12 protein-coding genes are annotated in these 12,511 nt (G+C 67.7%); 1 reads left to right on the top strand and 11 read right to left on the bottom strand.

From position 1 onward, the window contains the following. Positions 1-80: 80 nt before the first annotated feature. From ABD817_RS11900 to ABD817_RS11890, 3 genes are all read right to left on the bottom strand, one after another. Positions 81-1,064 (bottom strand): hypothetical protein, encoded by a 984-nt coding sequence (locus tag ABD817_RS11900; protein ID WP_344917882.1) that lies wholly within the window; start codon positions 1,062-1,064, stop codon positions 81-83. A gap of 448 nt (positions 1,065-1,512) precedes the next feature. Further along, positions 1,513-3,405, bottom strand: a complete 1,893-nt coding sequence (locus ABD817_RS11895; RefSeq protein WP_344917880.1) for a hypothetical protein — start codon at positions 3,403-3,405, stop codon at positions 1,513-1,515. Between the two features lie 57 nt (positions 3,406-3,462). Then, entirely contained in the window at positions 3,463-3,738 is a 276-nt protein-coding gene (locus ABD817_RS11890) for a helix-turn-helix domain-containing protein (RefSeq protein ID WP_344917879.1), read from the bottom strand. A gap of 350 nt (positions 3,739-4,088) precedes the next feature. Between ABD817_RS11890 and ABD817_RS11885 the strand changes: the two genes are divergently transcribed. After that, positions 4,089-4,328, top strand: coding sequence for a hypothetical protein (locus tag ABD817_RS11885; protein WP_344917878.1), 240 nt, complete (start codon positions 4,089-4,091; stop codon positions 4,326-4,328). Positions 4,329-4,391: 63 nt separating this feature from the next. On the opposite strand, the gene ABD817_RS11880 is transcribed toward ABD817_RS11885, so the two are convergent. From ABD817_RS11880 to ABD817_RS11845, 8 genes are all read right to left on the bottom strand, one after another. Further along, a complete protein-coding gene (locus tag ABD817_RS11880; RefSeq protein WP_344917877.1) occupies positions 4,392-4,787 on the bottom strand; it encodes a hypothetical protein in 396 nt (131 codons plus the stop codon). Between the two features lie 496 nt (positions 4,788-5,283). Next, positions 5,284-5,634 (bottom strand): Rossmann-fold NAD(P)-binding domain-containing protein, encoded by a 351-nt coding sequence (locus ABD817_RS11875; protein WP_344917876.1) that lies wholly within the window; start codon positions 5,632-5,634, stop codon positions 5,284-5,286. Positions 5,635-5,653: 19 nt separating this feature from the next. Continuing rightward, the gene (locus tag ABD817_RS11870) at positions 5,654-6,400 is read right to left on the bottom strand and encodes a GOLPH3/VPS74 family protein (protein ID WP_344917875.1); all 747 of its coding nucleotides are present in this window, start codon (positions 6,398-6,400) and stop codon (positions 5,654-5,656) included. Between the two features lie 41 nt (positions 6,401-6,441). Further along, entirely contained in the window at positions 6,442-6,960 is a 519-nt protein-coding gene (locus ABD817_RS11865; RefSeq protein WP_344917874.1) for a hypothetical protein, read from the bottom strand. A gap of 89 nt (positions 6,961-7,049) precedes the next feature. After that, positions 7,050-7,793: a MerR family transcriptional regulator gene (locus ABD817_RS11860; RefSeq protein ID WP_344917873.1), complete on the bottom strand. Its 744-nt coding sequence runs from the start codon at positions 7,791-7,793 to the stop codon at positions 7,050-7,052. Between the two features lie 140 nt (positions 7,794-7,933). After that, positions 7,934-9,547: an alpha/beta hydrolase gene (locus ABD817_RS11855; protein WP_344917871.1), complete on the bottom strand. Its 1,614-nt coding sequence runs from the start codon at positions 9,545-9,547 to the stop codon at positions 7,934-7,936. A gap of 57 nt (positions 9,548-9,604) precedes the next feature. Then, positions 9,605-10,042 carry a hypothetical protein gene (locus tag ABD817_RS39565; protein ID WP_425583321.1) on the bottom strand — a complete coding sequence of 146 codons (438 nt, stop codon included), beginning with the start codon at positions 10,040-10,042 and terminating at the stop codon, positions 9,605-9,607. Between the two features lie 90 nt (positions 10,043-10,132). Continuing rightward, entirely contained in the window at positions 10,133-12,457 is a 2,325-nt protein-coding gene (locus ABD817_RS11845; protein ID WP_344917870.1) for a GDSL-type esterase/lipase family protein, read from the bottom strand. Between the last annotated feature and the right edge of the window lie 54 nt (positions 12,458-12,511).

Here is a 12,511-nt window from a genome sequence, read left to right as displayed (position 1 = left end):
CCGTTCGGTTTCGAACTCGGTACGGGGCGCACGAGCACGGGGCGGCGGTCACCTTCAAGAGGACCTACGGGTTCACCCGTTCAGAACTCGACGAATCCGTACAGCGCGAGGTGATTCGACTTCGTGCTGCCTACCGTGTGGCCGATGCTCGACGGTTGCACGGTGCCCTTGACGAACAGGTAGTCGATCTTTCTGGAGCCGGAGGTCGCCTTCGTTCCGTAACCGGTCATGCCGAAGTCGCCGAGCGTTGTGGGAGCGATGCCCGTGCGATTGGCGTCGATTCCGATCACGCGGATCGTTGAGGTGTTCATCAGGCTCGTGGCGTCCGCGCCGACATGGATGCCGGATTTCGCGATGCCCGCGGAGCCCGCACCCGCGCAGGCGTTCGCCCCGTTCTGTTCCGGGAGGTGCATGGTCGCGGCGAACACCGGTGTTCCCGTCGCCGTGATGGTGAACTTCGCGGCGATGGCGCTGGTGCGCTTCCACTTGTGTTCGTTGGCGCTGTCCGCGTCGTTGCTCGGTGGCTTGTACAGCGTGCACCCGGCCCCGTCGCGGTAGGGCGTTCCGGGCTTCAGCCAGCCCGCGCTCCAGTATTTCGAGATGCCGCCCGCCGTGAGGCTCAGCGTTCTGGTGTTGTAGAGGATCCCGTTGGTCTGCTTCTTCTTCAGGTCGCCGAGCGATTGCTGGCTGCACTTGTGCGTGCCGCCCCACACCTCGGGGTCGTCCCAGGCCACGATCGCCTTGTAGGTGCCCGCCGGATAGCCGAACTTGGCCGAGAGTTGATCGGCGTACGCCGTGGCCTGTCCGGTGCCACGTACCTGTTGCACGATCAGGAGGTCGGGTGCCTGCACGTCTGAGGTGCCGGTATTACCGTTGTCGTCGACCAGCATCGATGTGAGGTGGTCCGGGCCCGAGATCCGGGTGCACGAGCCGTCGGCGTTGTTTCTGACCAGATTCTCGATGTTGTTGTTGTAGACCCGTAAGACGCGATCTGCCGCGGTCGTGGACGCTTGGTGCGTCTGCGGGACCGAGGGAGCGGCTGGGGTGAGCGCGGTGACTGCCACGAGCGCTATCGCACCAACAGATCGATAATCGAATGACATTGCGGCAGACTAGCGATTCTCCCGGGTTCGTGACGGGACGGTGGAACATCGTTGAGGACGGCTACGGGACGTCTGCGCGACGGGTAAGCGTCCCGCGCCCGCTGGAGTGAGCCAGGAGGTCTCCTCGGCCTCCAGCGCCATGCCGATCGGTTTCCCCGTCAGCCTTTCGTGCGTTGCGCTGTACAGCTCGGGTTCAGATCGCGCCAGCTCCTGGTAGAGGGTGACGGCTTCCTGGACAGGGTCCGCTCTTTGATCAGACTGTCAACGCAACGTTGGTTGACGATGATTCGGACCAATCGAAGACTCGAAATGAAGGATCGCGTGAATTCGGAACGCAGGCCGCGCCCCTGGGGACAGTCCGAGGTCCCAGGGGCGCGGCCGCGTCAGTTCGATCGCGACTTTCCCGTGCCTACTTCTTCGGCACGTACAGCCGGATGTTGTCGATGCGGGCCTGGCCCTCACCGACGTTCGTGTACGGCTCACCGATGACGAAGTAGTCGGGGTAGGCCGAGCCGGCCGGCCACTGGTTGTCCCACGTCTTGGAGCCAAACGCGCCCCGCGCGGTGTGCGACGTGTTGAACTGGCCGTTGTACTCCTCGGCGTCCACGTTGTAGTGGAAGATCGGGACGTTCGCCCCGATCACGCCGGCGTCGTCGTCGATGAAGCCCCGGGTGAACCGGTAGGTCTGCTTGCCGACGTTCTTGAAGACGCCGCTCACCTCCATCGTGTAACCCGCCGGGGTGCGCTCGATGGCGAACGCGTAGTCCTTGTGGGGCATCAGCTCGGGCTGCAGCTCCACGGCCGACTTCTGCACGCCGGAGACCGGGCGACGGTCGCAGCTCGTCACGAACGTCTGCGACTGGCCGAGCGAACCCGTGAAGTAGAGCATGTTCACCGTGGTTTTGTTGCTCTGGTCCCAGGGGTACTTCTCACCGGTCAGCGAGTTACAGACGTCATAGCCGTTCGTGTTCCGTGACGGGGCCGGGCTGAACTGGTCCATGAGCACCTTGCGGTGCCAGTGGTACATCGCCAGGTTCCGGGGCATCGCCGGGAAGTCCAGGATCGACATGAAGTGGAACGCGTTGTAGGCCTCGTTGCTGTCCTCCCGCACGGAGCGGGTGGCGCAGGGGTCGGCCGGGTCGATGTCGTTCGGGTCGCCGACCCAGGGGTAGAACGTCTTGCACTCCCCGAGGGTGTACCCGTTGTACTTGCCGTCGTAGAACAGCGAGCCGTTACGCAAGCCGCCGAAGTCGAGCGTCTTGAGGTCGTACTCGATGCGGTAGTACTTCGGCAGCGGCTCGGTGTTGCGGATGATCGCGCCACCTGTGTAGTGAGGCACGGCGATCTTGGCGACGGCGCCCACGGTGTCCAGCTTCTCCGTCTTGATCGACGGACGTTCGGCGGTGTCGGTATAGCTGTCGTCGACCCGCCCGCCGCTCTCGCGCGTGGAGAGGGACGCCGTGAGCCAGCCGTCCTTGCCGAACTCGGTCTCCTGCCGGTAGGTCCGCATGGTCGCCATCGACGCGTCGAACTCGGGACCGAGCTGAAGGCGGTAGAGGTCGCCGTTGTCGTCGTTGAAGTCGTCGACCGGCTCGCTGTAGTCGTCGAGCACCCACGGGCTGGCCTCAGTGCGGATCTTCTTCTCGAACGGCTCGTCGTACTTGAGCCGCCAGCGGATGGGAGTGGGTTCCGGCTCGGGCTCGGCGGCCGCGCACGGCGGGGTCACGCCGTCGTCGTCCTGGATGATCGTCAACTTGACGCTGTGGAAGGTCACCCCGGTCGTGCCCGCCTCGACGCGGAAGTCGGCGCCGCCGTTCTCGCGGTTGGCGAACCGGGCGTCCATCAGCTCGAAGCCCGCCGTCTTCCACGTGTTCGACCCGGTGCGGTTCACCGAACCCGTCGAGCCGTACGCGCTGCTGGTCGAGTCGTACTGGACGCGGAACGTGGCCCCGCCCTCGTCGAAGTACTCGACCTGCAGGCACGCGACGTACGCGCCGTCGAAGGCGACCGCGTCGTCGACCTGGAAATACATGTGCTGCGCCGGTGCCGAGGTCTGCACGGTCGCGCGTGCGCTCCGCCCGCCAACCGTCACGGGTGCGGTCGTGCCGTCACCCTGCTCGATCTGGCGGAGACCGTTCTCCTCGTTGACCTCGCCCAAGATGATCGAGGCGCTGGGCTCGTCCGCGGTGGCCGACGTCGCGGCGGTCGGCGTCGCGGCGAGGAGCAGAGACGCCCCCAGGGTGACCATGCTCAGGGCCGCCACGGCCGAGCGACGTCTGCGATTGCGAGTTGTTGATCTCATTGCGTTTCCTTCTCCGTTGAGCAAGGCGTCCGTTCGAGCCGTCGACCAGGGCGGTCGTCACGTCCTGGCCGATGAGGGTTGTGAACACGTTGGCCGTGACCGACACACCTTCTTGGTCATCGTGATGTCGACGAGCCGGTACCGGCCGCCGCCGTCCTTCTCCAGGACGCCGAGCTCAAGCAGGGATGCGGCGTAGCGGTGGGCCGTGCTGACCGCGACATGGGACGTGGCTGCCGGATCGTACAGGCTCGCACCCGCTGTGCCGGCGGACGCCACCGTCTCCAGCAGCTCGAACGCCTTGGTCGTACTCGACGACTTCCTCGTCGTCGGCATTCCTGTCGTCACCATTCGAATAACTCGAATCCTCTTCGATTTTGCACCTGATCACAGCCTCGATAAATGCGAGACATCTTGTCAAGGGTTTCGATTCGTGGACTTTCCTGGCTGATCGACGGATTCCTCACCAGGCATTCGAGTATGTCGAATCGACGGTTCATCTCGACATCGGCGTGGGCCGTCGATGGTCGCGGCCACGGCGATGGGCACCGCGGCAACTGGTTACGTCGCTTGTCGTAAGGGGAGACAGACCCCACCGCACGTCGAGTGCGAGCCCGGTCACCGGCAGGCGGCGTTCGAAGGACGTCAGGCGCACGCTTGCTCATGCCAACCCTGAGGTCCACTCGGTGGACCTGGCCACCGGCCGCGTTGTCAATGGCCAGTTTCTCAATGAATCAGAACAAATTGAGAAGGGCCTCGCATTAATTATGGAAGGCCTTCAGATAGCTGTAGAGTGGAATTTCCCCGATCTCGTCCGCGTGGCAATAACGCTCCTCCGAAACCTCTATCGGCAGAACCCTTCGGAGGCCGCGGAGACGTGGCGCAAGGCGACCTCAACTGAACCGCCGGAGTGGATGACGCAGTGATCATCTTGGCGCAGAGGGTGGGCCCGTCCATCAAGCAGGCGAAAGCCTTCAGCCAGCCCTAAGTCACACCGCACCCCCGATCCCTAATACGGGCCTAAAGAGGATTCCAGGAGAAGGTGGATGGCTGTTCATCACGTCGCTCAGCTCATCCTCGGTGAGGTTGAGGGGGAAGGCGCTGCCCGCCTGCGATGGATCCCAGCCGCGCTCAAGGGCTCTCCGTATGGTCGCCGCCACCAGGGTCGGCCGTACGGTCATTGTTCGCTCCCCGAGCCAGGCGTCCGGTCGAGAGCAGGGGAGTTCCACCAGGAGAACCCGCCCTCGCCTGTCAGCCAGCTCCACCGCGTAGGTCAGCGGACCCCAACTGTTTCCCTGGGAATACGTGGGCTTGTGGCGGATCCGCCAGCGATAGGCGGTGCCGTCGACCGAGATTAGCCTGGAGCCCTTCTTGGGGATCGCCACAGAGTGGTCTCCTGTCTTGTTTCGTCCCTGCCCCATGAGAGCACTGGAGACAGCGACAGGTGATATAAGGCGTTAGCCAGCGTAGCCATCGCTCAGTCTCATGATCGAGCGGTTTTCGCGTAGCCGGACCCGGCGGTGGCAGCTCTGCAGCTCTAGAAGCGCAGGGCACATGGGCGCGAGAAGCAGCGCGAAACGATGAGAACCAGTGAAAGCCAAGAGCCCAGCTCAGAACGTCTTCTAGGAGATCACCGCAGGTCAGTCGCCATCACGGATCAGATCTCGATGTTCTGACGGTAAGCCGAGTTTGATCGGTTTCACCGCTACCGACGATCCGTCGGTGAGGTGCGCGTCGTGAATTCTGTACCGGCTTACGGCGGCAGTGTGAAGTGCCCGCCTTGCGCGTTCCGTGCCGCTTCGACGTGATGGTGGTTGAGGAGGGCGATTTCCTGGACGCCCGGCCCTGGGGGGCGTTCTCGGCCTCGTACCCACGCGGCCGTTACGCGGGTTCGGACAGGTCGCCGGAAGGAGAACCGCGAAGAGGCTCGGTGTGGTCGGGGGAGGAGGGCCGGGAGAAGGCCCGCCAGCGCCGCAGATAGCGGGGTAGCTGCCGGAGGGCGAGGGGCCGGGGCCCGATCCCGGCGGCGACGACCGCGCCGTCGAGTACGCCACCGGACCGCTCGAGTATCCCGGCGGCCGCCGCCGAGCGGCCTTGCGGTGTCGCGAGGTCGGCGATGAGGTCGGCGTCCCGCAGATCCACGTCGATCACAGAGTGTCCGGCGGAGCGGAGCCGTTCGGTCACCGCGGCGCCCATCCCCGACGCCGAGCCCGTCACCGCGTAGGTGCCCATTCGGATCCCTGTCCTGGCGTCAGTTGCCGTTCGGCAGGACGGCCGCCGCGATGATGACGTTGTTGACGATGGTCGCGGTGACGGTGCGCGCGACCGCTTCGGCGGCGGCTCCGGCTCCCCAGTTGCCCTGTTCGAGGTCCTTGGCGCGGGTGATCACGGGGGTGGTCCAGGGGATCTCGCGATGAAACTGGGGGAGGGTCCCGCTTCCCGAGAGCAGTGCCCCGAGGGCGGCGACCCGGCGTTGCGGTTCCGCGCCGTGCAGGAGCACATCCCGTACGTCGGAGAGGAGGTGTGCCCGGCGACCGGTTCCGCCGTCTTCGAGGACCTTCGTGTCGAACAGGCCGAGCGTCTTGCGGCTCGAACGCCGGATGTCGCCGCGTTCGACGAGCCGGTCGAGCAGCGGGCCGCGCAAGGTCGGCCCGATCGCCGCGAGCGCGGTCTGGACACCTCGGGGTTTTTCGGCGAGGTAGTCCCACGCGGATCGCAGGATCTCGTCCGATGGCGGGTGGTCCGCGACGGCCTCGACCCGTGTCGACCCGCCCCGGCCGGGAACGGTTCGCACGTGCTCACCGAGCCCGAGATCGGCGAGCACCGCTCCGGCGAGAATGTAGAAAAGCGTGTTCTCGCCCGCGATGATCCCGGTGCCCTGCGTTCCGGCGTCCGGCTGGAACAAAAGCAGCAGGAGGTCTTCCGCCAGGGTCGGAGCCCCGAGTGGTTTCGTCTCGGTCCTGTCGTCGGTCACGGGTTCTTCGGAGTGGTCGGCCATCGGTCCTGCCTTTCGTTGGAGGAGGGCGGCTACAGGGCGGTTCAGGCCATCACGGCCGAGAGCATGGACCACAGCAGCGTCGTGGTCAGGGTCGTCCAGAGGACGATCGCCACCGCCTGCCAGAACAGGACCCGCCCGCGCGGTGTGCCGGAGGCGACGAGCATGGCGGACGTGATCTGGGTCGGCACCGCCAGAGGCCCGAGGAGGCTCGCGCCCGGCACGCCGAAGCGGACCAGGAACCGCCGGAAGCGCCGCCGTCCCCTCGACTCGGGCTTGGGCTCCGCGGGTGTCCGGGACCGGCGCGCGAGGCGGGTCATCGCGGCGGTGCGGGTCCGCGAGCTGAGCAGCACGACGACGAGAACGCACAGGAAGTTGCCCGAGGCCGCGGCGACCCCGGCGACGAGGGGGTGGATCCCGCCGAGGAGCCCGATCGGCGAGGCCCCTTCCCCTTCGATGAAGGGGATCGCGCCGGCCAGCATGACGATGAGCGGCTGGACGGTGTCGGGTACTTGGGCCACGAGATCCTGGAAGTTGCGGACAAGGGTCTCGATGGGATCCACGGCGGGCTCCTCAGGGGGCGAGATGCGAGGGTCGAGTCGAGGGCTGTCTCGATGTAGTCCCAAGTAGAGACCGTGTTCTGGGAACAGAGTCAAATGTCGTCTTTGTCCGCGATGCGCAGTTGCTCGTGGGCGAGGATGCTGGCGCGGTGCAGCACGTCGATCTGTGCGGTGTTGTAGAGCCTGACCACCGCGTCGATGAAAGTCTGGCGCGTGACGTGCTCGCTCTTCGACAGATGCGCCGCCGGGTCGCTCAGCCAGGGGTAGTCGATGAGGTACCGGGCGATGGTCGGCGCGAGTTTCTCGGCGAGGCGCTGCCTGGTCGCCTCGTCCGCGTCGGGCGGCAGGGCGTCGACGTCCTCGCCGAGGGGGTCGGTGTCGGCCTCCACCATGCGCAGCAGATCGGCCATCGCGTCCTCGTCGTACAGCTGCCCGTAGATGTGGATCATCGAGCTGTCGGAGCCGGACAGGCGGGCGGCGACGGACTCGAACCCCGCGGGTATGCCGGCCGGTGCGCTGTCGCGCAGGATGGTCGCGATGTCGGACCGGGCTCGCTGCAGACGCGCGATGTCGGCCGCGAGCGCGGCGTCGACCTGGCGCAGGGCCTCGGGGGCGATGTCCCCGTCCGCGCCGACCTCGCCGATCCGGGAGAGCGGAACCCCCAGCTCGGCGAGGCGCCGGATGCGCAGAAGGCGTACGAGGTCTTGCACGCCGTACTGTTTGTAGCCGTTGTAGCGGCGTTCCGGCTCGTCGAGCAGGCCGAGCCGGTGATAGTGCCGGACGGTGTTCACCGTCGTACCGGCGAGCTGCGCGATTTCACGCGTGCTCCAGGCCACGTCGTCTCCTTCCCCCGCGTTCCCGGAGCGCGGGGTTTCGCCAGAGACGCCAGGAGAGGAGGCCTGGCGCTCGCGAGAGCCCGGCGGTGGTGCGCGCCGTCGTGATCCGTGCCTTCGGCTAGATCACCATGTCGCCGGGTTCAGCCGGAGCACGTGGGCATCTCGGCCGGCAGCTTGAGGTCGATGAGGTAGTCCGCGGCGATCTGGTCGACGCAGGCGTTCTTCCCGGAGGAGACGATCGTGTGTCCTTCGCCCTTGACGGTCAGCAGGGAGCCGCCGAGGGTCTCGGCGAGGCTGATGGCACCCTTGTGCGGAGTGGTGGGGTCTCCGGTGATCGAGACGACGAGGATGTCGGGCAGGCCCTTGACATCCTGCCCGTACGGGATGCCGAGGGTCGGCTGGGCCGGCCAGAACTCGCATCCGTCGCGTGCGCCCTCCGTGACATCCCCGCCGGGGTTCATGAAGGGGGCGATCTCGTAGGTCTTCGTGCGCAGCTGCGCGATGTCCTGCGGGGTGAGGCGCTGTTCGTCCATGCAGTTGATCGCGAACATCGCTTCGGTGATGTTGCCGTTCACCAGGGTCTCGGCGTCGCCGCCCTCAGCGTCGGACATCAACTTCAGCAGCTTGTCGCCACGCCCCTGCCGCACCTCCGCGAGACCGCCGATGACGGTGGGCCACTTGTCCGGGTGGTACAGACCGGCCATCACACCGCCGAGCGCCTTGTCGAAGTCGAGCTCCTGGTCGCCGGCGGGCACGGGCTTGTCCCCCAGTGGCTGGACGATCTCCTGGAACGTCGACGTCCACGCCTTCGGGTCGGTCCCCAGCGGGCACTTCGCGTCCTTGGCGCAGGTGGCCGCCATCGCCTCGAAGGTCTGCTGGAAGCCCCCGTACGCCGAGAGCCGCCGCTCGACCGTCCCCAGCTGAGGGTCGAACGCGCCGTCGAGGATCATCGCCCGCACCCGCTGCGGGAACTGCTCCGCGTACACCGTTCCCAGGCGGGTGCCGTAGCTCTGGCCGAGGAAGGTCAGTTTCTCTTCACCGAGCGCCGCCCGCAGCACGTCCATGTCCCGGGCGGTCGTGCGCGACCCCATCTGCGTGAGCGCCTTCTCGCCCCCGGACCCGTCGGCGCAGCGCTTGAGCACCGCGCGCGTGTCCTCCTCCGTCAGGGCGGCGTTCGTGGGGAGCATCGGGAACACCTCGTCTCCCCGGGTCGTGCCGTCCTCGGACCAGCAGTCGGCCGCGGGCTTGGTGGCGCCGACACCGCGCGGGTCGAAGCCGATCACGTCGAAGCTCTCGGTGATGCGGCTCTTCGTCAGCGCGCCGGCGACGGCCAGAGGGCCGAAGACGCCGGAGCCGCCGGGACCGCCGGGGTTGAAGAGCAGCGAGCCCTGCGACTCTCCGCGGGCGGCGACGCGCAGGACCGCGACGGACGTGGTGGCGCCCTGGGGATCGTCGTAGTCGAGCGGCACTTTCAGCCACGCGCACTTGGCCGGAGCCTTTCCGAGGATCTCCGCCTCGCGCTTGCTGGTGGCGAAGTCGGTGGTGCACCCCGTCCATTCCAGCTTCTGGGCGTAGAACTGCTCCAGCGTGGCGGTGGGGGACGCGCTCTTGCCGGGAGCCGCCGCCGCCTTCTCTCCGGCCGGCTCGGCGGGCGCGCAGGCCACGACCGAAGCCATGGAGGCCAGCAGGCCGAGACCCACGACCCCGAATCGTCGAAAGGCCGGATGGCCCGTATTACTCGTCGTTCTGCTCACGTGGCAATCTCCTTCATCGCATTTCCGCCGAGTCGAAACCGTGTTCCCGGCACCGGGTCAAACCGGAGTCACCGGCCCGGCTCCCGGGGCGGCCAGGCGAGGCAGGCGGACCTGGACGATCAGGTACGGCGCGGTGGCGTTGATCCGCTGCCGGCGGATGAAGTCCTCGATCATGCCGAGCAGGGCGATGCCGGCGTTGTTCACCGGCACGCGCACGGGCGCGTCGCGCAGTGGACTCGCAGTGGACCCGCGGCCACGTCGCAGGCGGCCGATCCATCGGCGCACGGTGGCGGCGTCGTAGTCCGGTAAGCCGGCGATCCGCGCCACCGACAGGCCGCGCGGTGACGATGAGACCATCGCCGCGCGGATCGCCTGCCGCCGGTGGCCTCGCGACTGAGCATGTAATCGCTCGATCGAGGTGGCGGGGGCTTTGGCGAACGCGATGGGCGGGCGCGTACTGACCACGACCTCGCCGGTGGGTGGGCGTTGTGGCAACCTCGATCCACCCCCGGCGAGGCCCGTGTCAACGCCCTTACGCCCCGGCGATCTCACACCCGGTCACGCGCGAAACCTCTAGATGGGCGCTCAGCCGCCCACCCCCGTGTTGGTGCCCGACGCGATGAGGCCCCGATCGATCCAGTGGTCGCCCGGGACGTCGGCCCGCACGTTGATCCAGCCCCGGACCGAGCCGTTGGCCGGGTCGATCGCCAGGTAGTCGGCGCGGACGTCGCCGTTGAGGTCGCCGAAGCGGGCGATGCGCCCCGTTCGGCTGACCCCGGTGTTGGTGCCGGAGGCGATCACACCCCGGTCCTCCCACTTGTCGCCGCCGTTCTCGGCGCCGACGTTGCGCCAGGCGCGGGTGTTGCCGTTGGCCGGGTCGATCGCCAGGTAGTCGTCGCGGCCATCGCCGTCGATGTCGGCGAACTGAACGTAGCGGCCGGTCAGAGAGACACCCGTGTTGGTGCCGGAGGCGATGACGCCCTTGTCGAGCCAGTGGTCGCCGCCACGGTCGGCGCCTCGGTTGAGCCAGGCGCGGGTGTGTCCGGTACGGGGGTCGAGGGACAGGTAGTCGTCGCGCCCGTCCCCGTCGATGTCGGCGAACTGGGCGACCCGGCCGAGCAGGGTGACACCCGTGTTGGTGCCGGAGGCGATCACACCCCGGTCCTCCCAGCGGTCGCCGCCGTTCTCCGCCCCCCGGTTGACCCAGGCGCGGGTCTCGCCGGTCGCCGGGTTGACCGCCAGGTAGTCGTCGCGCCGGTCACCGTCGAGGTCGCCGAACAGCAGCACCCGCCCCTGCCCGACGCCGGTGTTGGTGCCGGAGGCGGTGACGCCGCAGGCCACCCAGTGGTCGCCGGAGTAGTCGGCGCCGTTGTTGAGCCAGGTCCGTACCGACCCGCTGCCGGGGCGAAGGGCCAGGTAGTCGTCGCGGCCGTCACCGTTGAAGTCGGCGAACCAGGCCTCCCGGCCGGAGCCGCCGGTGGGGTCGGGACCGGGCGTGCACGACACCGGGCCGGGGCCGGGCTGCGGGGTGATCCAGCCCTCCATGGCGGCCCGGACCACGCCGATGTTGAAGATCTTGGCCATCTTCCGGTAGCCGTTGTCACCGGGGTGGACGTCATCGGCGATGTCGGCCGGGGTCACCTCGGCCATGTCGACCAGGACGATGTGCCGGCCCGCCTCCTGACGGCCCCGGACGACCTCGCGCGTCTCCCGGTTGAACTGCCGGATACGGGCGTCAATGGACGGCGTACGGGACGGGACCAGCGTCGAGACGACCACGGCGACGGTGGGCCGGAAGGTGAAGACACGGTCGATCAGGGTCGCGAGGCGTTCGGCGGCGGTGCCGGTCTGGTAGTTCTGGATCATGTCGTTGGTGCCCAGGTGGAGGGTCACCAGGTCGGGCCGGTAGACGTTCAGCCAGCCCTCGATCTGGCCCTGGATCTGGTCGATGCGCCATCCGGAGTGGCCCTCGTGGTTGAGGTCGCCCCCCTGGCCGTGGGAGAGGGAGCCGACGAAGTCGTACTGGAATCCCTGGTTTCTGAGCCCGCTCTGGAGCGCGATGCGGTAACCGGAACCGGTCGGGCTGCCGACGCCCTCGGTGATGGAGTCGCCGAGGGGCATCACCCGCGTCATGCCCGGTACGCGGATCTTGGAAACCGCGTCCGGCACCGCCTTGGCCACCTCCCAGAGGAACCGTCCGGCCGCCTTGGCGCCGTCGCGGAACCAGGCGCCCCAGCCCGCGGCCGTCTCGCCCCACCGGACGAGGGTGTTGCCCGCCGCCTGGATATAGCCGGGCAGCACGTCCTTGGCGAAGTCCTTGACGCCGCCCTCCCAAGCCGCCCCGCCGGCCGCCGCCAAGATCGCGCCCACGAGGGTCTTGGCCCAGGCGGTGCCGTCCCGCAGCGTGCCGTCGAAGTGCTGGATGATGATCCCCCTGACCAGGCCACCGAAGAAGCCCCCGATGCTGACGCAGAGCACCGCGGCCTCGGGCATGAACCCTATGCAGAGCGCCCGCAGCACGAGCCCGGTGAGCAGCCCGGTGACGGTCGCCAGCACCTCCTCCCAGAACCCGGCGTTGGTCAGCGGCGCCCCGTCGGTGATGGTGAGGTAGACGGTGGTGGGCGTCATGCCCAACTGGCCGTTGAAGTTCGACCAGTCGTCGAAGCCGGCGCCCATGCCGTTGGGGTTGGCCTCGAAGTCCTGCTTGACGGTGTCGCTGATCCTCGCGTTGCGGCTCTGGGTCTCCGCGAGGATCTGCAACATCCGGGCGGCAGAGTAGCCACTCGCCTCCAGGCTGATGGTGACGTCGTCTTCGGCCACCGCGACCGAGACCGCACCCATGTGCGGCTTCGAGACGACTTCCGCGGCGGCGGGGACGGCGGGGGTGAGGACGGCTAGGAGGGACAACACCAAAGTCAGGAGTATGGCCAGACGGGATTTCACGCACGCCTCCGGGCTCGGGGG

Source organism: Streptosporangium oxazolinicum (assembly GCF_039537505.1).
Taxonomy (GTDB): Bacteria; Actinomycetota; Actinomycetes; order Streptosporangiales; family Streptosporangiaceae; genus Streptosporangium; species Streptosporangium oxazolinicum.
The sequence above is the reverse complement of the archived record's forward strand: the minus strand, read 5'-3'. Positions and strand labels throughout refer to the sequence as shown.